The organism is Rhodopirellula baltica SH 1 (genome assembly GCF_000196115.1).
GTDB lineage: Bacteria > Planctomycetota > Planctomycetia > Pirellulales > Pirellulaceae > Rhodopirellula > Rhodopirellula baltica.
The window spans coordinates 3,084,865-3,108,290 of the sequence record NC_005027.1 but is presented as its reverse complement, the minus strand read 5'-3'; the positions used below and the strand labels follow the sequence as shown (position 1 = coordinate 3,108,290).

The 23,426-nt window shown below is 53.9% G+C and carries 17 protein-coding genes and 1 tRNA gene; 17 read left to right on the top strand and 1 reads right to left on the bottom strand.

Annotated features, from left to right (window positions below):
• Window positions 1-80 precede the first annotated feature (80 nt).
• The 11 genes from RB_RS12025 to RB_RS11975 all read left to right on the top strand — a co-directional run bounded on the left by RB_RS12025 (window position 81) and on the right by RB_RS11975 (window position 13,096).
• Window positions 81-725, top strand: a complete 645-nt coding sequence (locus RB_RS12025) for a DUF4388 domain-containing protein (RefSeq protein WP_164921915.1) — start codon at window positions 81-83, stop codon at window positions 723-725.
• Between the two features lie 341 nt (window positions 726-1,066).
• Entirely contained in the window at window positions 1,067-2,386 is a 1,320-nt protein-coding gene (locus RB_RS12020; protein WP_007335517.1) for a DUF1501 domain-containing protein, read from the top strand.
• 196 nt (window positions 2,387-2,582) lie between these two features.
• Window positions 2,583-5,006: a PPC domain-containing protein gene (locus tag RB_RS12015; protein ID WP_164921914.1), complete on the top strand. Its 2,424-nt coding sequence runs from the start codon at window positions 2,583-2,585 to the stop codon at window positions 5,004-5,006.
• Window positions 5,003-7,498: a DUF1549 domain-containing protein gene (locus RB_RS12010; protein ID WP_011120679.1), complete on the top strand. Its 2,496-nt coding sequence runs from the start codon at window positions 5,003-5,005 to the stop codon at window positions 7,496-7,498. Before RB_RS12015 ends, RB_RS12010 begins: the two co-directional genes overlap by 4 nt.
• 29 nt (window positions 7,499-7,527) lie before the next feature.
• Entirely contained in the window at window positions 7,528-9,579 is a 2,052-nt protein-coding gene (locus tag RB_RS12005; RefSeq protein ID WP_011120678.1) for a c-type cytochrome domain-containing protein, read from the top strand.
• Window positions 9,576-10,334, top strand: a complete 759-nt coding sequence (locus RB_RS12000) for a biotin--[acetyl-CoA-carboxylase] ligase (RefSeq protein WP_011120677.1) — start codon at window positions 9,576-9,578, stop codon at window positions 10,332-10,334. Before RB_RS12005 ends, RB_RS12000 begins: the two co-directional genes overlap by 4 nt.
• Before the next feature lie 178 nt (window positions 10,335-10,512).
• Complete coding sequence (locus RB_RS11995; protein WP_007327856.1) at window positions 10,513-10,845, top strand: prepilin-type N-terminal cleavage/methylation domain-containing protein; 333 nt, start codon at window positions 10,513-10,515, stop codon at window positions 10,843-10,845.
• 145 nt (window positions 10,846-10,990) lie between these two features.
• On the top strand, window positions 10,991-11,545 hold the full coding sequence (locus RB_RS11990) for a GspH/FimT family pseudopilin (protein ID WP_231846431.1): 555 nt from the start codon (window positions 10,991-10,993) through the stop codon (window positions 11,543-11,545).
• Window positions 11,545-11,991: a hypothetical protein gene (locus RB_RS11985; RefSeq protein WP_164921913.1), complete on the top strand. Its 447-nt coding sequence runs from the start codon at window positions 11,545-11,547 to the stop codon at window positions 11,989-11,991. The genes RB_RS11990 and RB_RS11985 overlap by 1 nt, the downstream gene beginning before the upstream one ends.
• On the top strand, window positions 11,988-12,533 hold the full coding sequence (locus RB_RS11980; protein WP_164921912.1) for a hypothetical protein: 546 nt from the start codon (window positions 11,988-11,990) through the stop codon (window positions 12,531-12,533). The genes RB_RS11985 and RB_RS11980 overlap by 4 nt, the downstream gene beginning before the upstream one ends.
• Window positions 12,534-12,685: 152 nt before the next feature.
• The gene (locus RB_RS11975) at window positions 12,686-13,096 is read left to right on the top strand and encodes a hypothetical protein (protein ID WP_231846430.1); all 411 of its coding nucleotides are present in this window, start codon (window positions 12,686-12,688) and stop codon (window positions 13,094-13,096) included.
• A 26-nt stretch (window positions 13,097-13,122) separates the two neighbouring features.
• Here the strand turns inward: RB_RS11975 and RB_RS11970 are convergent, their stop codons facing one another.
• Window positions 13,123-13,800, bottom strand: a complete 678-nt coding sequence (locus RB_RS11970) for a metallophosphoesterase family protein (protein WP_164921911.1) — start codon at window positions 13,798-13,800, stop codon at window positions 13,123-13,125.
• Between the two features lie 218 nt (window positions 13,801-14,018).
• Between RB_RS11970 and RB_RS11965 the strand changes: the two genes are divergently transcribed.
• From RB_RS11965 to RB_RS11940, 6 genes are all read left to right on the top strand, one after another.
• Window positions 14,019-16,121, top strand: coding sequence for a vWA domain-containing protein (locus tag RB_RS11965; RefSeq protein ID WP_011120669.1), 2,103 nt, complete (start codon window positions 14,019-14,021; stop codon window positions 16,119-16,121).
• Window positions 16,122-16,476: 355 nt separating this feature from the next.
• Complete coding sequence (locus tag RB_RS11960; RefSeq protein WP_011120667.1) at window positions 16,477-17,610, top strand: DUF255 domain-containing protein; 1,134 nt, start codon at window positions 16,477-16,479, stop codon at window positions 17,608-17,610.
• Window positions 17,611-17,870: 260 nt separating this feature from the next.
• Complete coding sequence (locus tag RB_RS11955; protein ID WP_007335531.1) at window positions 17,871-19,997, top strand: fused MFS/spermidine synthase; 2,127 nt, start codon at window positions 17,871-17,873, stop codon at window positions 19,995-19,997.
• A gap of 155 nt (window positions 19,998-20,152) precedes the next feature.
• Window positions 20,153-20,225 (top strand) — tRNA-Ala (locus RB_RS11950).
• A 429-nt stretch (window positions 20,226-20,654) separates the two neighbouring features.
• Window positions 20,655-21,826, top strand: a protein-coding gene (locus tag RB_RS11945) for an IS3-like element ISRba6 family transposase (RefSeq protein ID WP_164921910.1) whose coding sequence is annotated in 2 segments (ribosomal slippage) — window positions 20,655-20,904 and window positions 20,904-21,826 — 1,173 coding nt in all. Because the reading frame shifts where the segments join, the coding sequence is not laid out codon by codon here.
• 55 nt (window positions 21,827-21,881) lie between these two features.
• On the top strand, window positions 21,882-23,393 hold the full coding sequence (locus RB_RS11940) for a hypothetical protein (protein ID WP_193427772.1): 1,512 nt from the start codon (window positions 21,882-21,884) through the stop codon (window positions 23,391-23,393).
• Window positions 23,394-23,426: the final 33 nt, after the last annotated feature.

The window sequence follows — 23,426 nt, the reverse complement described above, 5'->3', positions numbered from 1 at the left end:
TGCGGATTGGCCCGCCATTCGCGCATTTTGTGGAACCAACTGAACATCGCCCAACGCGGTCTCCCGTTTGAAAGTTGCTCATGCCTCCTGGTTCACCTTCCACCCCTATCGAAACGTTGAGCGAATCAGGCGAACAAGTTGATTTGAAGTCGCTGCTGAAAGAATTCTACAGCGACTTTGGTGAGCTAGCCGAGTTTGAGTTGGTCACCGATATCCCCGAGCCGTTCGATACGTTGCTCAATCACCAATCTCACATGACGGTGACGGTCGAGCACTACCACGGTGAACCGGTTGATGTGGTGGTGCATCGCCGCCGCAATCGTTTTCGCGATGGCCGGGTGGCTCAGGCGGTGGACGTTGCAAAGCCTGAGGAGTTGGACGCGACGGAAGCGTATACGCGAGAGATCACGTTGGTCACGCAGGACACTCAGCGAGTCGTCCAGCATGGCATCGTTCGCTTGGATCCTTCGGCGCTCACGCGATCCGTTTGGCATCAGATCGCCAGTGGAGAGATTCCGTTGGGGCGGGTTTTGATTGAGAACAACGTCCTTCGGCAGGTTCAACTTTGTCGACTTTGGAAGGTCACCGCCGGGGAGCGGTTGGCAGAACTTCTGAACTTAAGTGTCGGGGACGTCGTCTACGGGCGAACCGCTTTGATCCGCTGTGATCATCGTCCCGCGATCGAACTGCTCGAAATTGTCCGTGGAAACGGCCCGATTGGCTGATTGGGATGTCCGTGGTGAGGGAGCAAGTCCATCGAGGTCTTCCCCCCTGTGGGCGGTGGGTTAATTGACACACCGAGTGTTTTTGTTACGATGCGAATGTTTTGAGGGTACGAATCGTTCTTGGCAACGTTTCAGTTGCGAGGTGATTCAGACTCGATGAAACAAGAGTGTTGACGAAGACCTCCACCACTGTCCACGAATGTTGGATCCCACCTTTCACCAGTCTTGATCGCCCTGGTCGAGCTTGGTCCCACCCCTTTTTTGGTTTTGCTCGTGATTCGCCGTGCAGGCGAATGCTGTGAAGAGCCAATTTCCCGCTTCATTTGAGGAGCATCAGAGACATGCGTTGTCACGGAAACCCACTGACGCAGCCCGGCATGTTTGGTCGCCGAGGATTCTTGGTTGCGGGAGCAGCCAGCGGTCTTGGATTGAGTTTGCCTCAGTTGCTGATGCGAGAGGCATCCGCTGAAATCAAACAGTATGACTTTGTCAAACCGAAGGCGAAGAGTGTCATCCACATCTATTTGCCCGGTGGGATGGCTCAGCAAGAATCATGGGATCCCAAGCCCTACAGCCCGATGGAATATCGTGGCGACTTGGGAACAATCAAAACCAACACTGGCGAAGTCATCGGCAGTGCGATGCCTCAATTGGCCAAGCGGGCCGATAAGTACTGCGTCATTCGATCGATGTCGCACGGCGAAGCGGCACACGAACGTGGCACGCACAACATGTTCACGGGTTACAAACCCAGCCCCGCGTTGAGTTACCCCAGTTTCGGTGCGGTGGTGAGTCACGAATATGGCCCGCGAAACAATTTGCCAGCCTACATCTGTGTTCCCAACGTTCCCAATGAGTTTGCAGGAACGGGGTATCTACCCAGTTCGTACGGCGGATTCGCTCTGGGCGCCGATCCAGCTCGAAGCGACTTTCAGGTTCGTGATTTGAACTTGGCTGGTGGCGTCGATGAAGCTCGCTTCATGCGTCGCAAACGTGCGCTGGAAATGGTGAATCAACGATTCGTCACCGGCACGTCAGCAGACAATGTCGGTGCGATGAACACGTTCTACGAGCGTGCTTACGATTTGCTGGATACGCCAGAAGCCAAAGCGGCGTTCGACCTGTCCAAAGAAGACGACAAGACTCGTGATCGTTACGGTCGCAACACAGCTGGTTCGCGAATGTTGATGTGTCGTCGTTTGATCGAAGCCGGTTCGCGGTTGGTCACCATGACCTACGGTTCTTGGGACATGCACACGTCGATCACATCCGGAATTCGTGGCCAAATGCCTTCCTTTGATCAAGGTTTGGCTGTGCTTCTGGATGACCTCAGCGAACGTGGTTTGCTGGACGAAACTTTGGTCATGGTCACCAGCGAATTTGGCCGGACACCCAAGATCAATGCGGACGCGGGCCGAGATCACTGGCCAAAAGTCTTCAGCGTGATGCTGGCCGGCGGCGGTGTTCAAGGCGGCATGATCCACGGTGCGTCGGATTCGACCGCGTCGGAACCTGAGCTCGATCCTGTTTCGCCTGCCGACTTGGCGACGACCATGTATCGATTGCTAGGCATCGTGGCTGACAAAGAGCTGATGGCACCTGGCGATCGGCCCATCGAAATTGTTGATGGCGGAAACGTCATCGAGAAAATCTTGACCTAGTCGCTGACTTCACGTCATCGACGGTCCAATCCCACCTATTCCCGCCCCGCCTCTATCCCACCAAAGGTTTGTTGTGATGTCACACGACAATCTCACTGCTTGCGCAGACCGATTTTCGCATCGGTCAACGCGTTGGGCGAAGAAGCCCTGGGCTTCTGTTTCATCCGCTTCTCATGCGCCCGCTGTCAAACGGTGTTTGCTCAGCATCGCGGCGGTCGTGAGTGCGACGCTCGTGGTCGGATCCGCTTCGGCGGCATTCCCAAAGATCACTTATATGCGTCCGCTAGGCGTGGTTCGCGGCGAAGAGTCGACGATCACGCTTTATGGCAGTTCGTTGGGGGACGCCACGCAAGTTTTGACGGACTTGCCGGGGCTGGAGATTTTGGAAGTCAAACCGGTTGATGAAAAATCGGTGACGGTGAAGTTGAAAGCGAACGAAACGCTGGCTCCCGGGTTGTATCCGATTCGGTTGGTGACGAAATCGGGCGTCACCGATCTGCGTTTGCTCGGTGTCGGAGCGATGCCGATTGTCAATGAAGTCGAACCAAACAATTCGTTCGAAGAACCGCAAACGATCGAAATGGATCGTACGATTGAAGGCAACGTCGATCGTGAGGATGTCGATTGCTTCAAAGTTCATTTGGAAGCCGGTCAGAAGTTGACGGTTGAAATCGAAGGCATTCGGTTGGTCCAAGAGCTGCGCAATCGCAACATCTTTGACCCGGCCATCGCGATTTTGAACTCTGATCGTTTCGAGGTGGCTGTCAGTGACGACTCGCCATTGCTGCAACAAGACAGCTTGTGTTCATTCACGCCCGAAGAGGCTGGTGAATACACGATCGTGGTGCGAGAAAGTTCGTTCCTAGGTGCATCCAATGTGTGTGGATATCGTTTGCATGTGGGGTCTTACCCTCGTCCCGTAACCGTGATTCCATCGGGTGGCGTCAACGGCGAAGTGCTTCAAGCCAAATTGATCGATGTGGATGGCACTGTGACAGACAGCAGCGTGCAGCTGCCCAGTGAGCCTGTCGCACAGTGGCCGGTGACTCATCAAGACGACCGCGGGATTTCGCCTTCGCCTAACTGGATTCGCGTTAGCGATGCACCGATTGTGACGGAAGTCGAACCCAATGAGGGTCAATCACAAGCTTCACCCGGGCAGTTTCCCGCCTTGCTGTGCGGCGTGATCGAGGAAGGTGACGGCTACGATTGGTATTCGTTTGAATGCAAAAAGGGTGATCGCGTCCGCGTTCAGTTGCACGCTCGAAAGACGCTTCGCTCGCCTCTCGATGGTGTGATTCATGTCTTCGGTCCCGACGGTAAGACACTCAAGGGCAGTGATGATATCGGACCCAACCCCGACGGCTTGGTTGACTTCGATGCTGCTGTCGACGGTGCGCACTTCGTTCGTGTTTATGATCACCTGCGACGTGGTAGTCCCAACCACAACTACGTCATCGAGCTCAGCCGTCGTGAACCATCTTTGGGGCTGACATTGAAAGAACTTCGTCCCGATGAAGCGATGGTTGTTCCTGTTCCCGTGGGTGGTCATGGTGCGATGGTGCTGACTGCTCAACGCAATCAATTCAATGAGCAGTTTGATGCGTTCGTTGAAGGACTTCCAGAAGGCGTGACCGCTCAAACCTTCCCCATGCCTGCTGGCCGGGTCGAAATTCCAATCGTTCTGCACGCCACCAAAGAAGCCAAGCTGGGCGGTGCTTTCTTTGAAGTTGGTGCTGTCGGAAAAATCGGCGACCGCGAAATTCGGGGTGACTTCAACCAGCACCACAAAGTTGTCCTGGGTCAGAACCGTCGCGAAATGTTCGGCTATGAAACGGAAAAAGCCGCGTTGGCGGTTTGCGAAGCGATGCCGTTCAGCGTGGAAGTGGTTCAACCGAAGACCCCTATTCTCCGCCGTGGCAGCAAGGACCTCGTCGTTCGGATCAAGCGGGACGAAGGATTCGAGGGCAACGTTTCGTTCCGAACGCTTTACAACCCGCCGGGTATCGGAGTGAACAACAGCAAACGAATCGACAAAGGCCAAAACGAAGTGGTCATTCCAATCACCGCGAACGGCAGTGCTGCGATTGGAACTTGGCCGATGATCATGCAGGTTAGTTACGGCACCAATCGAGGAACGGCAACGATGTCAACGTCGCCAATTATGCTGGAGGTCGAGGAGCCGGTCTTTGATTTTGCTTTCCCAAAAGCTGCCGCTGAACAAGGCGCCGAAACGATTCTTGCGGTTGGCATGACCAAGCGACGAGACATTGAAGGCGACATCGAAGTCCGCTTGGTTGGGATTCCTAACGGGGTGACTTGCGAAGAACCACAAAAGAAAGTGGAGCTAGGTTCCGAAGCTGTTCAGTTCGAACTGAAAGTTGCCGCGGACGCCAAACCAGGCACACACAAAACAATGGTTGTCCAAACCTTGATCACTCGTGATGGCGAGACAATGATCCAAACAGATGGCACCGGTGAGATTCGGATCGACAAACCATTGCCGGTTAAGACGGATCCACCCGCAGAGAAGAAAGCCGAAGCGAAACCCAAACCGAAGCCCGCCGCCAAGCCGCTCAGTCGCTTGGAACAACTACGTCAGCAAAAGGAGTCGAAATGAACCGGTCCTTCAATCGATTGACTGTTCACGCACTGGGGCTGACTGCGATTGCGTTCGCGGTGGTCTCGGCCGGATCGGTCTCCGCTGCTTCACCCGAAGCGATCAAGTCAAAGCCCGGCGAAATGCCGAAGATTGATCTCGCGGTTTATCCACCCGAGATTTCGCTGACGACTGCCGCTGACTTCCAGTCCTTTGTTGCCGTGATGCGGCGTGAAGACGGTGTGACGGAAGACATCACCGACAAAGTTCGTTGGTCGTTAGGCGATGACAAGCTTGCCAAGATTGACGGTCACTTGCTCCGACCGCTGACCGATGGCGAAACAACACTGAGCGGACGCTTCAGCGGCACGACAGTTGATGTGAAAGTCAAAGTTGCTCAAGCGGGCACACATCCTGCTGTCAGTTTCATCAAGGACGTGATGCCGACATTGACTCGTTCCGGTTGCAACACCGGTTCGTGTCATGGTGCTGCTCGCGGGAAAGACGGATTCAATCTCAGCCTTTTTGGATTTGATCCAAACGGTGACTACCAACGCATCACGCGTGAAATCGGCGTTCGACGTATCAACTTGGCTGTTCCATCGGAAAGTCTGTTGCTGAAAAAGTCGGTCGGGTCGGTTCCGCACACCGGTGGTAAATTGTTCGATGTCGACTCCGATTATTACGCCACAATGCACAGTTGGTTGAAGGCCGGAGCCCCCATGGACCCCGCCGATGCACAACCTCCCGCGGTGACCTCCGTTTCGATTTATCCTCAGCAGGCAGTTCTGGAAGGCACGGGGACTACGCAGCGTTTTGTGACGGTTGCGACTTATGCGGACGGAACGACTCGCGATCTGAGTCGATTGGCGACGTTCTCGACAAATGATGCATCTGTCGCGGCGATGGACCAAAACGGTTTGGCTACCGCTGGGGCACGAGGCGAAGCGTTTGTCATGGCTCGGTTTGACACTCACACGGTTGGCTCGCAAATTCTGACGCTGCCAACTGACTTGCAATACTCCGCACCGGAACCGCAGCCAAGCAGCTATGTCGACGAATTGGTTGACAAAAAATTGCAACAGCTTCGTCTGGTACCAAGCGGTCAGTGCTCCGACGCGGAATTCATCCGACGGGCGACCATTGATATCACTGGTTTGTTGCCAACCGAAGAAGAGTTGAATCTGTTCGTGAATGATGTGGCTCCAGACAAACGCGAAGCGTTGATCGATCGCCTGCTCGAACGAAAAGAGTTCAGCGAAATCTGGGCGATGAAGTTTGCTCAGTTGTTGATGATCAAAAGCACGAACCAGGTTAGCAAAAAGTCTGCGATGCTTTATGCGAACTGGTTGACGGATCAGTTCGCTCGCAACGTTCCAGTCAACGAGATGGTGCACGATCTGCTCACCAGCACCGGGGGCACGTTTGGTGAACCCGCAACCAACTTCTATGAAATCGAGCGAGACACGCTGAAGACCGCTGAAAATGTCGCTCAGGTCTTCATGGGGATTCGTACTCAATGTGCTCAGTGCCACAATCATCCGTTCGATCGATGGACGATGGACGATTATTACGGCTTCACCGCTTTCTTTAGCCAAGTGGCCAGAAAGCAGGCGGAGGACTATCGCGAAAAGATTGTTTACAACCGGTTCAGTGGCGAAACCAAGCATCCGGTGACAAACCAAAACGTCGCTCCCAAATTCTTGGGTGGTGAAGCTCCTGAAACGAAAGGAAAAGATCGCCGCGAAGTATTGGCCGATTGGTTGGTGGCGGGTGATAACCCGTTCTTCTCGACTAGCATTGCGAACCGAGTGTGGGCTCACTTCATGGGATCCGGTCTCGTCGATCCCGTCGATGACATCCGTGTCAGCAATCCGTCGAGCAACCCAGAGTTGTTCGATGAGATGGGGCGAAAGTTGGTGGAGTACAACTACGACTTCCGCAAACTCGTTCGTGACATTTGCACCAGCCGCGCCTACGGACGCAGCACCGCGACCAACGAGTCAAATGCCCACGATTCACGAAACTATGCTCATGCGACGATTCGCCGAGTCCCAGCGGAGAGTTTGTTGGATTGCATTTGCCAGGTCACCGAAAGTCCTGAAAAATTCAGTGGGTTGCCGTTGGGCAGTCGCGCGGTGCAAATCGCCGACGGTGCAACGTCGAACTACTTCTTGACGACGTTTGGTCGTTCGCCTCGCGCAACTGTTTGTGATTGCGAAGCAACAACGGATCCGTCCTTGTCACAGGCATTGCACTTGCTCAACGGAAGTTCCGTGCACAGCAAGATTGTGCGTGGTGGATTGATCAAAAAGTGGTTGAACGATGAGAAGCTCGATCCCGAAGCGGTTCTCGTTCGCATTTATCGCCGAGCACTCAGTCGAGAGCCATCGGCCGAGGAACGTGAATCGGTGAAGACATTGCTCGCCGAAGAAGGTGCCGAACCTCAAGCGGTCATGGAAGACGTTTTCTGGGCGGTCCTGAACGGCCGCGAATTCGTTTTCAACCACTGATCCTGTTTCATTCACTGATAGATAATCTCATGATGCTGCCTCTTTCAAAGATGCCGGTGCGATCGACGCGACTTGAAAACGTTGCATTGGCGTTTGCAAGCGTTTTGATGGTGCATTCGCCTGTGGGCGTGTTTGCCGCAGATGCGAAATCAACCGATGAACCGGCGAAGGTGACCTTTGAGGATGACGTCAAACCCATCCTTCGCCAACATTGTCTGAACTGCCACAGTCAAAGTGACAAACGTGGCGGTTTGGCATTGGATTCTTACGGCGCGATGATGGAAGGCGGCGGCAGCGGCGAAATTGTCTACGACGATGGGGACGCTGAAACCAGTCGGCTTTGGCAATTGGTCAACCATGACGACACACCCGTCATGCCACCCAGCCAACCCAAGCTTCCCGACGAGCAGCTTCAAGTCATTCGATCGTGGATCGAGGGCGGGATTTTAGAAAATTCGGGATCCAAAGCAAAAGCGAAAAAGAAGAACGCATTGGCCTTTGTCGCTTCGACAAGTGGGCGACCCGAGGGTCCACCGCCGATGCCTGAAGCGTTGCCTCAGCGAGTTCCTGTGGTGACAGAGCGTGCAGCGGCAACCACGGCGATCGGTGCCAGTCCTTGGGCACCTTTGGTTGCACTCGCCGGCCAAAAGCAAATTTCGTTGTATCACACTGAAACTGCTGAACTACTTGGAGTGTTGCCTTTTGAAGAAGGTATCCCTCAATCGCTTCGGTTCAGCCGTGACGGTCAATACTTGATTGCCGGTGGTGGCGAACACAGCGTCAAAGGCATTGCAGCCGTCTACAGCATCAAGACCGGTGAACGAGTCGCTCAAGTGGGCGATGAGTTGGATACCGTCTTTGATGCGGATGTCAACGACAACATGTCGCGAATCGCTCTTGGCGGTCCTCAACGAATGCTGCGGATTTTCGATGCGACCGATGGCACCCAGTTGTTCGATATCAAGAAACACACCGATTGGATTTATTCTGTTTCCTACAGTCCCGACGGCGTTTTGATCGCATCAGGTGATCGAAGCGGCGGGTTGTTTGTTTGGGAAGCCGACACGGGCCGGTTGTACCTCGATCTTGCTGGTCACAAAGGTGCGATTCGATCGATCACATGGCGAGATGATTCCAATGTCTTGGCCAGTGCTAGCGAAGACGGGACGGTGAAGCTTTGGGATGTGAATTCCGGCAAAGCCATCCGCTCGATCAATGCGGGAAGCGGTGGTGTCACGGCGGTCCAATTCGATCACAAAGGACAACTGGTCACTGCTGGCAAGGACCGGAAGGTTCGTCTCTGGGATGCAAACGGAAAGCAACTCACTGAAACTCCGGCTGCCTCGGAGGCTGTTTTGGAAGTCGCAATCACGCACGACAGTTCGCAGATGATCTATGGCGACTGGACCGGTTCGGTGCGAATGGCCGCGGTGGCGGATCCGAAGAAAATTCAAGAACTGGCGGCGAATCCTCCTCCTGCGAAAGAGCGAATCGGTGCGGTGGAGCAAACTTTGGCATCGATCAAGGTCAAACTCACCCCGCTGCAAGAGAAACGCGACACAACGCTCGCTAGTTTGAAAGCCGCGGAAAAAGCTGTCGCCGATATGGACGCTAAAATCAAGCAACACAACGAAGCGATCGCGAAGAGTCAAACCGACATCGCTGCGAAGAAGGCACTGCGTGAACAAACAGTCGCTGCTCTGCCGGCAATTGTGTCGAAGTCGCGTGATGCTCACGATTCGGTCATCGCATCTCGTGTCGGGTTGGGTGATTCGCCGGATGATGCAGCATTGATGCAAGCTGCTGACTTGGAAGCTTCGCTCGCGGAGCAGCTTTCCAAAATCGCTCAGCAACGTCGATTGATTGTGCAAACAAAGAAGGACGAGGCGGCTTTGGCCGGCTCCCTCAAAACTCAGCAGGAAGCCCTCGTCGCGATGCAAGCACAACGAACCGAAATGGAAAAAGCAGTTCAAGTTGCACGCGTTGCCGCTGACCAGGCGGAGCAATCTTATGCGGCGGTTGCCGGTGAACTTAGCGAAGTGGAGAAGAAGAGACAGTTGTTGGCCGAAGCAATCCAGTGATCGTTTCGACTGTTCGCTTGCCATCGGTGGATTCCACGAACACGTGGGCACTGAATTGGCTGCGATCCGCGACGGACGAACAGCTTGAACGCGAACTACCCAAGGTTGTCATCGCGGATCAGCAGACCGCGGGCCGAGGCCGGCACGGCAAGTCTTGGTTCGCTTCGGACGACGGTTTGGCATGCACGTTAATCACGAATGCTTCGCCCGAGCTGTTGTCGATCGCCGTCGGCGTGGCTCTGGCGGAAGCCATTGAAATGGTGGCGGGCCCCACAACCGTTCATCTGAAATGGCCCAACGACGTTTGGATGAACGGCTGCAAGGTCGCCGGCATTTTGATCGAACGTCATGGCGATGCGTCACATGAGAGCGACGCCGTTTTCGCGATTGGTATTGGCTGCAATCTGGGAAAACATCCAGAGCTCGATCAGATTTCCGGTGGTGTTCCACCGACTTCGATTTTGAATGCCACCGGTCGTTTGATTTCCAAAGACCAATTGCTTGATACGCTCGGGCTTCATTTGTTGGAAGTTATCGGCGAAGTTGCCGAGCAACCAAATGATGTGGTCCAACGGTTTGAGAATCGGAATGTGTTGCGAGGACAAAACGTCCGTTGCATGATCGGTGGGCAAACTGTTGAGGGAGTTTGCGATGGTTTGCATCGGGACGGGAGCTTGGTGCTACGAACCGCTAGCGGGCTGCAAACCTGCAGCAGCGGCGAGGTTCAGCAGGTTCGCAGTCGCCCGTTGGGGTAAAAGCGGCCGCGTAGGGTGAGAATTCGGACCGGGAATATTTTTTGGTAGATTTCCGTCCACCACCCAATTTCTGACCTACGTTTCAGTAGAGGTGATCGCGATTCTCGGATCATTTCTCGGGTTCTGTCCGAGAGGACGTCCGTCCCACTATTCCTCATTCAGACCAAGTATCTCGAAAATGAAACGTACAAAGAAATCAGGTTTTTCGCTGTTGGAAGTGATCGCTGCTGTCGTGATCCTCGCTGTTGTGGCTGCTGCAACGGTCGCTACCGTCGCTCCAATGCGTGCGAAGAGCGAAGATAAGTTGGCTGAACAAGACATCGCTTCGTTGAACGCGATGGCACAGACCTACTACCTCGAAATGGGTGCTTATCCTCGTAACATCGCTTACTTGGTTCGCGAAAATTACATCAAAGCTGACGATACCGCATCGCGGACTCGCTACAACAAATTGCGTCAATATCCTTACGACGCAGCAACCGGAACGTTCAGCAAACCAGTGACCAACTAGTCATCGGTTTTCTACCGGACAACTTTCAAATAGTCGTCGACGGACCGTTCCAATCCTTTTGGGTGAGGAACGGTTCGGCGTATGTACTCGCGGAATTTGTCCGTCAACCGACTCTCCGACGTTCTTGTTCTTATGAGTCCGTGATATGACCCCGCTCGCACCATGTCTGCACACTTCGGCAACGAAGCCTGACGCTCGTCGTCGCGCTGGCGTGACGTTGGTCGAAGCGTTGTTGGTCATCATGATCTTGACCGCTTCAATGGTCGCGGCACCAAGCGTTGGGCATTTGTTTTCAAGTCGCACGTCCGTCCGACAAGATTCAGATCTGATTGTCCGATCATTGCGACTCGCCCGCGAGACTGCTGTGTCACGAAATTGTGCTGTGACGGTCCGCTGGAAGAATGTGAAAGATGACGAAGGCGAGTATCGCATGGTCATTGATATGCTCGCGGCACCCGGTATCTACAGCGACGGAACCGACGCGTTTGGTGCGCAGGCAAATCCTGGATCGTCCACCTGGATGGTGGATCCGATTGCTTTGCATCCGGACGTCAATGTGAAGGCGAATGCATCCAGCATTCAGTTCACGCCGACCGGAACCGCTTCAAGAGATCTTCAAATGAAAGTTTCTCGCGACAGTGAAAGCGTTGAGGTAATCGTCCAGGCTTCGTCCGGAAACATTTACAAGGATGCCTCGTGATGAAATTCGATCATCAGACGAATAGCTTTGCAAATACCTGTCGTCGCTCGATTCGGCACGGGGCGACGTTGATCGATGTCGCCGTAGGAGCCGCGTTGTTGTCGTTGGTTCTGATTCCGGCATTGGGATTGATGGGCCAGACAAGTCAACTTTTGCAGAGACTCGATTTGCAGGACCAACTGCTCTTCGAAGCGGAACGTGTCATCGAGCAGGCAAAGATTGATCTTTGCGACCCGGCTCAATTCGCGACCCGCCGCGGAACTTTCGATGCGGTCGTCGTCGGCAATGAAACGACCTCAATGCGTTCGCGTTTGACGATCGAAGATTCGTTGACTCCAAGTTTGCTGACCATGGATGCATTGGTGTGGGAAGATCGCAACAACAATGCTGAGCCGGATGAAGGCGAGCTGAGTCAACAGTTGCGTACTCAGTGGAGTCAGCTATGAACCGTCAACCTACTTTGTCGTCGAAACGTAATGGCGTGAGCTTGATTGAAGCAATTGCCTGTGTCGCGATTGTGGGAACTTTGGCAACCAGCATGGTCGGCATGATGCGTGGTTCGGCTCGTGTCACTGCAATTTCGCAGGGCAACGAGGGGGCCGCAGCCGAAGGCCGCCAGGCATTGAGATTTCTTTCGGAGCAGATCCGCGAGATGACCAGTTCCGGACTTTCAATCGTGTCGATTGGGAACCGTGATATTCGGGTCGACGATGGATTGAATCTGCGACGGATCCGTTTTGAAATCCGTCGTGCATCCGATGGCGTCGATCGGTCTTTGGTGATGGTGGATCCACTTTTGGGTGAGACGGTTTGCTTAGGGAATTCCGTCCGTGATTTCGACATGAATGAAATCATTGTCACAGGACGCCGAGTGGGTATCGCGATGACGCTGCAGTTGCAAACAACGAGTGACCGTGCCGGTGAGCTTCGTCCCGATCAAGATTCCGCTGAGATGACCACCGTCGTCTGTCTATCGCCTCAATTGTGAACGCCGCTATGAACGCCGCAACCAATGCCTGCCGATCCCATCGCACCAGCTTGCCTGCTAGTCGACGCATGGTGTGTACACGATCGAAACACACCGGACACAAAAGCAAATTGCGACGGGCGGGATCCGCCGTGGTTCTGAGTTTTTTGGCCATGGCAGTGATGTCGTTGGCCGCGATCAGTATTGTTCGATCACATCGCCGGGCAAACATTCGAGCATCAAACGTTCGACAAAAAGTGGAAGGCCGTTTGGTCGCCGAAGGACTGATTCATCGCAACGTGGCTCTCGCGAGAACTAATGGTGTGTTGCCGGTCGCGAGCTTGGATGCCGAGCTCAGCGATTCATCGTTCCCCAACGCGTGGATGGCAAATCCTGTGATCGATCCGGTCAATCAAACGGTGTCATTGCAAGTTTACATGTACCCGGGTGCAACACGGCCAGCTGCGAGCGTTACGACGGCGATGCCCGCCACGCCGCCTACGCCGACTCCTCCATCGCCAACCGCACCAGTCACTGGGTCAGCCGTTTCCGTTCCGGCTGTGGTGGCACCTTCGGAGTTTTAAACTGCCGGTTGAAAAGTGCTAGCCGATTACGAGAGTAGGACGCCGTCTGGGTTAGCCTGCCAAACCTGTCGCGTTCGAACATCCATCGCGGTCAAGCAACCACCGCCGTAGCAGTGGGTATCAAGACAAACCAAATGTCCGACATCTAAGATTTGACCTTCGTGGTTTGCCGTGTGCCCGACGAAAGCAATTTTGCCGCTGTGATGCGGTTCGGGAACGCCTTGTCGAAGTGAGTGCCAACGGAGCATTTCGACCGTTTGTTCCTCCAACGGAACCGCGGGGTCGTAGGCGGCATGGGTGAAGAAGTAATCTTCGTAGACAAAGTAATCGCCGAGAGATTCAAAGAAAACGCGATGCGATTCCGGAAGAAAATCCAAACCACCGTCGAAGCCGTAGCTGTCGAGTGTCTCGACTCCGCCATAACGCAACCAACTGTGATGAGATTCGCTGCCGCGTAGCACGTTCAGCATCATCTCTTCGTGATTGCCTTGCAGAGCCACCAACTGGGTTTTCTGGCCGCACTGCAGAAGGGTTTCAACTGCCCCTCTGGAATCCGGGCCACGGTCAACGACGTCGCCGAGAGTCACCACGATATCGTTGGGTTGGGGATCAATTGCCGCAAGAATCGCTTGCAAAGCGACGTTGCAGCCATGGATGTCCCCAATAGCAATCAGGCGTCCAGTGGATTCGTTTGTTTGTTCCATCAAATCGGCCTGATCCTCAAGTCAACGAGGTTTCGAATCGAGCGGTTAAGACTGTGAATCGGACTTTCGATTACAATCAAAGGGTTCAAATCGTCGCAAAAAACGTTTGAGAGAGTATCCCGGATCAATCTCGGATCGCAAATCTTCGCCCATGATCGCTGGTTTGCAATCCCCACGGCCCGGCTTTGTGAACGTAAATTAGCTGAAAATCGGATTTCATGAGCGACTCATCGTTTCTTTCATCGATCAAGAAAGCATTGACCTCCGGCTCGCGGTCTGAAGACAGCGTAATGTCGGAAGACGATGTCGTTCATCCGTACGAAAACGGGGAGTCGAGCGAACTATGGGAAGACGAATCGTTTTGGGATGCTGATGAAACGGTAGCGATGGTCGGCAGCATGCTGGTGCATCTGGTTGTCATCCTGTCGCTCGCTTTGGTGCAACTGCAGAACCCCATCGACGACGAAGCGGTGGTGATGATCGCACCACCACCTGAATACGAAGAGACGGTGGATTTGATCGAGGAGATCGTTGTCAGCGATCAACCTCAGGTTGAAATCGGTTCCGACGCTTTGGCGGAGTTTGACATGGCGGAAGCTTCCGCCGCGACATTCGCCGAGATCGCGAACATGGTCAGCCCGGTGGACCTTGAGCCAACCGATTTGGGCGACATCATGGTCAACAAGATGTTTAGCCAACCGGTCGCACCTCAAGATCGCTTGACCGATCAAAAAGGTCGCGTAGGACAAGGCACCGCTGGCGCATCAGGGGCAGTCGATCAGATCACGTTCGAGGTCATGCAGGCTGCTGAAGAACGTCCCACATTGATCGTGTGGTTGTTCGACCAAAGCGGTTCGCTCACGCGACAACGCCAAGACATTCGTGACCGGTTCGATCGCATCTACGAAGAGCTCGGGATGCTTCGCGAACAATTGGACGCGAAGACTGCTGGCGAAGATCCCAGCGATCCTTCCGAAGCGCGTGTGCTGACGTCGATCATCGGGTTCGGCGAGAAGGTCCAACTGTTCACCGAAGAACCCACAGCGGACTTGGATTTGATCAAGCAGACCGTTGCTGACATCCCGGTCGACAACTCCGGTACTGAGCGGGTTTTCACGGCGATCGAATCCGCCGCCAAGCAATACAATTCTCTGCGTCGCAGCAACGGACCTCGAGGTCCGAAACGCAACGTGATGTTTGTAGTCGTGACGGATGAACGCGGCGATGACGCTCACTTGCTGGAGTCATCGATTGGATCTTGCCGCAAATGGGGCATTCCGGTTTATGTCGTTGGCGTTCCCGCACCGTTCGGTCGCGAACACACGCTGGTCAAGTATGTCGACCCGGACCCTGAATACGATCAAACGCCACAATGGGCTCAAGTTGACCAGGGGCCTGAAACGTTCTTGCCCGAACGCGTTCAGCTGAGCTTCACTGGAAACTTTGAAGAAGAGCCGGTGATCGATAGTGGTTTCGGGCCGTATGGTTTGACCCGTTTGTGTTACGAAACGGGAGGGATCTATTTCACGGTCCATCCAAACCGCAACGTCTCACGCGAGGTTCGGCGAGGCGAGATTGATGCGTTCACCGCGGATTTGCGGGCGTTCTTTGATCCGACCGCGATGGCTCGCTATCGTCCGGATTATTTGTCGCCTCAAGACTACGTCAAAGCAGTCAAGCGCAGCCCACTCCGCCAGGCATTGATCGCGGCGGCACAAATTAAAAATGTAAACGGGATCCAGCGTCCTCAGACTCGTTTCGTGAAACGCAACGAAGCTGGGTTGGCCCAAGCGTTGACGACTGCTCAACAAGATGCCGCGAAATTGGAACCGGTTCTGATCCAATTGGCTGCTACTTTGGAACAGGGTTTGAAAGACCGCGACAAAGAAGAGAGTCTCCGTTGGTTGGCCGGTTTTGATCTGGCCTACGGTCGCGTGCTGGCCCAGAAGGTTCGGACAGAGACCTACAACGCGATCCTTGCCAAAGCAAAGCGAGGGATGCCGTTTGAAGAAGAAAAGAACAACACTTGGGTGCTGAAGCCAGCCGACGAGATAACGGTCGGTAGCAAGTGGCAGCGAGAAGCGGACACTGCCCGCGAGTTTCTGCAGCGAGTGGTCGCAGAACACGAAGGCACTCCCTGGGCGATGTTGGCTGAGAAAGAGCTCGAAGTTCCAATCGGTTGGGTTTGGACCGAGACCTTCACGGATCTGACCCCGCCGCGAAACAATGGTGGTAACAACGGCAACAACAATCGTCCTCCGCGTGACGATCAAAAACGCATGATTAAACGAGCTCCCAAGCGTCCTGTACCAAAACTGTAAGCTCACCAAGGCAATGCTCACGCTCGATTGCTGAGCTTGCGCATGTTGATTGACGCTGGCAGTTGGCGGATCCTTTGTTGTCTTCGTCATTCATCCACGCGGGCGAACGCGCGTGTTTCGCCAGGCTGGCGATGTCTTCTGATATGACCGAGGGCTTGCTGGTCATGTCCGTGAAACTCCCGGCAAATCGATTGGTGGGCTCAAACCGAAACACCCTCCATTGGTGTGGCGGCCACAGCCGAAAACTTCGTAGGTTCCGCTCAAGCGTCAAGGTCGACGCTTCCGATACCACCGATACCGGCACACCTGAGCCGATTTTGGCTCCCTTTGAGAAAGACAAAAAGGATTTTGTCCGATGCGTTTGTCCTCCAAACCACCGCGAATTGATTCTTCCACTGCGTCCTCGCAATGGTCGCGAGTGATGCCGGCAACGGTCTTGCTCGGTTTGACAACAATCTTCACCAGTGTCGCCCAAGCTGATATTCAGTGGCGTAAAGATCTCACCGCCGCGCAAGCGGAAGCACAGCAAAGCGGAAAAGGTCTGTTGCTGCACTTCACCAGTGACAATTGCGTCTGGTGTGATCGCTTGGAAGCGGGTGCTTTCAAGAGTCCCGAAGTGGGATCCGCTGTCGAGCAAAAGTTCGTTCCGGTCAAAGTCCACGCTGGCAAATCGCCCGAGTTGGCCAAGATGTTCGGTGTCACAAAGTTTCCAACCGATGTGATGATCACGCCGACCGGAAAGCCCTTGGGCACGTCGGTCAGCCCGCAAGATCCAAAGCGATATGTTGCGATGTTGGCAATCGCGGCGAAGAAAATGCCGACGATGATGACTACGCCTGCACCTGGTGCACCGCAAACGATGATGGCATCCAATGGACAATCGCCGGCTGGTGCTCCTGCGACCACCGCTGCCGCGACCACGCCACCTCGCACCCAGCAAAACCCGCACGTTGCCGCCAGCAACTTGCCTTCGCCTGACAGTCAATTCGCGGGAGGAGCAACCGGTCGTTTGGCCGGAGCTCGCACCGATGGAATGACTTTAGGCATGCCAGCTCAATCGTCGCCGAAACCAGAGGCCAAGACACCGGCCTTTGGCACCGATCAACCAAAACTTGCGATGGAAGGTTTCTGTTCCGTCACCGTTATCAACGAAGACCAATGGGTCGAAGGCAATCCAAAGTTTGGAGTGGTTCACCTCGGAAAGCTGTATCTATTCCAAAACGAAGCCAAGATGAAGACATTCTTGGCTGACCCGACTCCATACACTCCTGTGTTGAACGAAATCGATGTGGTTCGTTTCTTTGAAGAACGTGTGATCGTTCCTGGGAAACGTCAGTTTGGAATGAAAGATCCGGTTCATCAACGCATGTTCTTCTTCGCTGACGAAGCCGCGATGGATCACTTTTGGAATGAGTACGAACGCTACACTGACGCCGCGATCGAAGTCATGGACCACGCCGTGCGGGATGCAAATCCTGGGGTGAACTGATCCGCCGATCGACGCAAACGCATTACTGATACTCGCACACGCCTCGTTGGATTGACCAGCGAGGCGTATTGCGTTTGATAGAGTGAACCGTGGTTGTTCCGGATGTAGAGGACGTGAGGAGTGAACCGCTCAGGGAATCCAGGAAGGGGGCACCGATTGCCGTCTTGCTAAGGCGCGGTCACGCAAAATGGTGTAACCTTTCGGGCGGAACCACGTCGCGGGGGCGAGGCCGCATTGCGCGTAATTGTTGAGATGAACGCATGCCGTCGTGCACCTCGGATGTTTCCGGTTCCACTGCCAATTCAACCATTGCTACCAAGCAAACCACCTCGTGGTTTGTTTTCGCGGGAGCGACGTTGCTGGGCGCCTTCTTGGTGTTTCAGGTTCAGCCAGTAATCAGCAAGTGTGTGCTGCCGTGGTTTGGTGGTACGCCGGCGGTTTGGACGACTTGTTTGCTGTTCTTCCAAGTTCTCTTGTTCGCTGGGTATCTCTACGCTCACTGCATCAGACGATTTCTGCCACCGGCTCTTCAGGGCGTCGTGCATTTGGTGTTGCTGTGCGCTGCGGCTTGGTCATTGCCAATCGCACCCTCAGATGCGTGGAAGCCTGTCGGAACCGAAGATCCAACATGGGCACTGTTGTGGTTGTTGACTGCACACGTCGCATTGCCGTACTTCGTGCTCTCCAGCACCGGTCCTTTGGTGCAAGCTTGGTTGAGCTACGAAAATCAATCCGAATCGGTCTATCGATTGTACGCTCTTTCCAACGTTGGTTCGTTGGTCGCATTGCTGAGCTACCCATTCGTCGTCGAGCCATTGTTGTCGATTGAACAGCAGTCGGTGTTTTGGTCGCTGGCGTTTTATGCGTTCGTTGTCGTGGATGGTTGGCTAGCGATCTGTTTGCTACGTCGGCGAAAAGGAAACGCGACGACTACTAACGAAGACGCCGCCGAAAGCCATTCCGTTCTTGCCAAACTAGGTGTTGCGGACTGGGGTGTTTGGATCGGCCTGCCCGCCTTGGCGTCTGTCATGCTGTTGGTGGTGACTAGTCATGTTTGCCAAGACATTGCCGTGATGCCATTCCTTTGGGTGTTGCCGCTCAGTTTGTATCTGCTCAGCTTCATCATCAGCTTTGATTCACCAAACTGGTATCGCCCGAAACTCATCGCCGCGTTTACCGGATTGGCGTTCGTCGTCATCCAATTGAAAGGTTGGTTCCCCGGCAATTGGCAGATGCCGATGGAAGCGTTGTCATATTTGGTCGTGTTGTTCGGCGTGTGTTTGCTGTGCCACGGTGAAACCGCGGCTCGAAAACCAGCGACCCAGCGACTGACTTTGTACTACGCACTGATTTCATTCGGTGGTGCGATGGGCGGCATATTGGTCGCATTGATCTGCCCGCTGGTTTTTCAAGACTACCGCGAACTTCCCATTGCGATGTCGTTGTCGATTGGCATCGTTGCGATCACGTTCTTGGCTTCTCGCTCTTGGATGACCACCACGTGCGATTGGAAACTGTCCAAAGGCGTCAACGGATTGATCGTAGTGATTATCGGATTCACCGCCGTCGTGACCACGATGACGAACCGCACCGACACGATCGATCAACGTCGGAATTTCTTTGGTGTGCTTCGCGTCGAGAATGATGCGGAACGCGTGCAACTGGTACATGGCAATACGATCCACGGAATTCAATTGCATGGTCCGGAACGCATGACACCCACTTCATACTTTGGACACAGCAGTGGTATCGGGCGATTGATCCACACGATGCAGGCTGAGTCACCCGAGATGCGTATTGGCGTCATCGGTTTGGGTTGCGGAGTGCTGGCTGCCTATGGACGAGATGGAGACTCCATGGACATGTACGAAATCAATCCAGACGTGTTGGCGATTGCGGAGGAGCACTTCACCTTCCTCAGCGACTGCCCCGCCGCGATCGAACATCACTTGGGCGACGGTCGTTTGTTGCTGGAACGCCATACGGATAAGAAGTTTGATTTGCTGATCCTGGATGCTTTCAGTAGCGATGCCATTCCAGCTCACCTCCTGACGCTCGAAGCGATGCAACTGTATCGGGAGCGATTGGCGGAAGATGGGGTGTTGGCAGTGCATGTTTCGAACAACCACCTCGATTTGGTGCCGCTGACGCACCGGTTGACCCAGGCGATCGGGATGCCCAGCCGGCTGATTCAGAACAACCACCGCGATCAGGTTTACACCCGCCCATCGCGTTGGGTGATCGCCACAGATCGCGACGACGCGTTTTGGGACTCGGACTATTTGAGCGTGGCACAGAAACCGGATGCGTCCGTCGTCGAGTCTGCACCTCTGTGGACGGACCAGCATCACAATTTGGCGAGCGTGTTGATTTGGCCGTCGTTGTGACGCGAATGGCTCGCTCATTTGAGCTTGTCGGCCGCGATCGCGATCGTGCAAAGTTAAATTTGTCGCACCTGAGAAGAAGTGCAAAGAATCGTCGAAACCAGGTTCCGACGGGCTTGACGCACAGCGAATCAAGTCGATAATCTGCCTCTTCACCCGGGGGATTAGCTCAGTTGGGAGAGCGACGCGCTGGCAGCGCGTAGGTCATCGGTTCAAGTCCGTTATCCTCCACTCAAAGGCACTTTGCGATTCGTCGCAAAGTGCCTTTTTCTTTGGAAACACTGCAATTTCCAGCGTTTTTGAGCAACTCAAGATTTGGCGTGTTCGGATAAGTGTTCGGATAAGCCGCTGATTTGTTCGGATAAGGCAAACTGAAATCGGAGTTTCCGTCGTCATCCGACGACCGCTTGGGGCGGCTTTCCGGACCCTGCGGGGCTTCTCGTCATCGCTGACTTGGACTGGTTCAAACGGACCAGCCCTCAATCAAAGTCAGCCAACTTCAGACGAGAGGAATGCCAATGCCCACCCGAACACGCAACACGAAGCTCAAGAAGAACAGCCGAGGCTGGTTTCCAAAGGAAGTCGGCTTTCTGGAATTGCCCACGAAAAGTTGACAGTGGGCCGGCGCACGTCAGACTTCTCTGACAGGAGAACCGATCCATGGACAAACGTCGAACATTTAGCCGCGAATACAAGCTGGCCGCAGTCAAGAAAGTCATCGAACAAGGCTTGTCGTACACCGCTGTCGCTAAAGACTTGGGGATCGGGGACAGCTTGATTCGCAAGTGGAAGAAGTCTTTTGACGAAGACGGAACATTCCAGGCCGAAGTAGTTGGTAGCCAATCCATTGAAGCCGAGCTGAGACGACTTCGCGAAGAGAATCGTCAACTCAAGATGGAACGCGACATTTTAAAAAAAGCGACGGCATTCTTCGCCAAAGAAAGTCACTGAGGTTGAAGTTCATTGGAGAGTGCCGCGATCGCTGGCCGATCGCAGTGCTCTGCCGAACCCTCGAAGTCACTCACGCCGCTTATTACCGATTCGCCGGTCGCGGTCCCACAGCCACCGAGATCAAGCAAACCCAAATCATTCAAGCCGTCAAGGAAATCCGACTGGAAAAACATCACGATGCGTATGGAAGCCCGCGAATGCAACGAGCAATAGTCAAACGCGGTGTGGTGTGCTGCCGAAATACCGTCGCCAAATGCATGCGTCATGCGGGAATACAAGCCAATCGCCGCACCAAATTCAGAATATCGACCACTGACTCCAATCATGATCAGCCCATCGCCTCAAATTTGCTTGGCCAAAACTTCACGACCGAGGCAATCAATCGCGTCTGGCTAACGGACATCACCTACATCCCAACCCAAGAAGGCTCCACTTACCTCTGTGCATTCGTTGACCTGCATTCCCGCAAGATTGTCAGCTGGAAAACGAGCCGGAACATGGATTCGGAATTGGTGGTCGGGGCATTCGATCAAGCACTTACTTTTCGCAAGCCAAACGCGGGCCTGATCGTTCACAGCGATCGTGGCTCCCAATTCGCGAGCGATCATTTCCGCAGACGCCTGGCAGCCAGTGGGCTAGTTCAAAGCATGAGCCGTCGCGGGAACTGCTACGACAACGCACCGATGGAATCGTTCTTCAAGAGTTACAAAACCGAGGAAGCACAGCAGATTTACGACACGCACGAACACGCCACACGCGGCGTATCTGACTACATCGAACGATTTTACAACCCTCATCGCTTGCACTCGTCGCTGGGCTACCTCAGTCCAATCGATTTCGAGCAAGCGATCAAAGAACCGTCACTCGTAAGTGAGTCCTGACTCACAGGACTCACCGTTTACCTTTCCCTTAAGACCGGTCCACTGTCAACTTTTCGTGGGCAATTCCATTCTCGACAGAGCGAAACGAAAGCAACCAAAGTTCAATCTTGGAAAAGACGAAAAGGAAGCGGCAAAACGCCTCGCACGGATTCAAGAACTTTTCGATGACTGCCAGCGTTACACGGGCTTACCGGTTTGGACAACCTTCGGACTCTATGCAGCGAAGTTGTTGGCACGTGGCGTCTACCAAATCCCGATTCCATTTGATCGGGAGGAACAGGAAAGCGTCCACGGTCATGAGAGCCTGGAAGACATTTGTGCAAACTACGTCCAAATGATTCGAGCAGAGCAGGCTTGTTACCCCTCTATCCAGATCGTACCTACGGATGACGATGCCTACGCCTATGGCGTTCGCCTCAACGCCTCTTACGAACAAGCAGTCCTCGAACGCAAGGAACGAGAATTCAAAGAAGAGGGGGTAATCTCCAGCGGCAAAAAGTATCCCGACAGATTTGTCTCAGGCTCGTTACATGATACCTTTGATCGGTACGTCAGCCACATCAAGAAATCGGAGAACAAGCTCGATGCCGAAACGCTAAAACCGGCCCAACGAAAGCGGATCGAATATGTAGACGTTCTCAAGTTGCATCATCGAGACTGTTCCTTGATGGAGCTATCGAGCTACGACGCAATTGCAGAGATGATCGGCTACTGGGCAAATCGACCAGAGTACAAGAAGGGCAAACGCTACAAGCCCACGACCGCCCGCCATCGTCGCAAGGAGCTAGAGCGTTTTCTTCGCTGGCTCGATCTGACATCAGAGTTTGAATGGGAAATGCCCCGTGGAGCAAATCAGATCAAGGTTCGCACAGTTGAACTTGAAGAAGATCATGCATCTGCCGACCTCCTTACCAAAATTGTATATACCCCCGAACAACTCGGCAGCATCGCTGGGAAAGCAAATGAGTTTGAGCGACTGCTACTTCTTGTGGGAGTGAATTGTGCATTCGGAGCGGCTGAAATAGGCCGTCTTATCACGAGTGAGGTTCTCCTGAATCAGTGCCACAAGTATGCCGAACGCCTTCAGTTTGGATCGACAGAGTCAGATTCATTCGTGCGACTTATGCGACCGAAATCAAAGATGTTTGGCGAATGGATTCTCTGGAAAGAGACGGCAGAGATTCTTGAGTGGGCAATTTCAAGAGCGAATCAAATCGGTACACCATTCTTGATCGTGAAGAAAACTGGTGAACGAATCTACAACGAGAAATCAAAAAACCCGCAAGCTGCGACCGCAAGTTGCTGGAGAAAACTTGTAAGACGAGCACAAAAGACGCATCCTGAGCTTCCGTTTTTGCCATACGGATCGCTCCGTGATACGTTACCCGACACGCTTCGGCACCGTGGTGAAGATACGTTGGCATCAATCTGTTTGGCACACAAAACAGCATTTAAGGCTGACAACCTTCTTGAAGCCTATGGGAACAAACCATTCGGTCGCCTTCATGATGCGATTCGTGATCTTCGGGGGCAATTCAAGCCAATGCTTGACGCCGTTCGCCAATGATGACGTGACGCTGGACCGGCAAGCTCGAAGACA

Coding starts and splice junctions, on each gene's coding strand:
- RB_RS12025 (WP_164921915.1), top strand. CDS start 81: ATGCCTCCTGGTTCACCTTCCACCCCTATCGAAACGTTGAGCGAATCA.
- RB_RS11980 (WP_164921912.1), top strand. CDS start 11,988: ATGAACCGTCAACCTACTTTGTCGTCGAAACGTAATGGCGTGAGCTTG.
- RB_RS11975 (WP_231846430.1), top strand. CDS start 12,686: ATGGCAGTGATGTCGTTGGCCGCGATCAGTATTGTTCGATCACATCGC.
- RB_RS12010 (WP_011120679.1), top strand. CDS start 5,003: ATGAACCGGTCCTTCAATCGATTGACTGTTCACGCACTGGGGCTGACT.
- RB_RS11960 (WP_011120667.1), top strand. CDS start 16,477: ATGCGTTTGTCCTCCAAACCACCGCGAATTGATTCTTCCACTGCGTCC.
- RB_RS11965 (WP_011120669.1), top strand. CDS start 14,019: ATGAGCGACTCATCGTTTCTTTCATCGATCAAGAAAGCATTGACCTCC.
- RB_RS11990 (WP_231846431.1), top strand. CDS start 10,991: ATGACCCCGCTCGCACCATGTCTGCACACTTCGGCAACGAAGCCTGAC.
- RB_RS12005 (WP_011120678.1), top strand. CDS start 7,528: ATGATGCTGCCTCTTTCAAAGATGCCGGTGCGATCGACGCGACTTGAA.
- RB_RS12020 (WP_007335517.1), top strand. CDS start 1,067: ATGCGTTGTCACGGAAACCCACTGACGCAGCCCGGCATGTTTGGTCGC.
- RB_RS11985 (WP_164921913.1), top strand. CDS start 11,545: ATGAAATTCGATCATCAGACGAATAGCTTTGCAAATACCTGTCGTCGC.
- RB_RS11995 (WP_007327856.1), top strand. CDS start 10,513: ATGAAACGTACAAAGAAATCAGGTTTTTCGCTGTTGGAAGTGATCGCT.
- RB_RS11955 (WP_007335531.1), top strand. CDS start 17,871: ATGCCGTCGTGCACCTCGGATGTTTCCGGTTCCACTGCCAATTCAACC.
- RB_RS11970 (WP_164921911.1), bottom strand. CDS start 13,800: ATGGAACAAACAAACGAATCCACTGGACGCCTGATTGCTATTGGGGAC.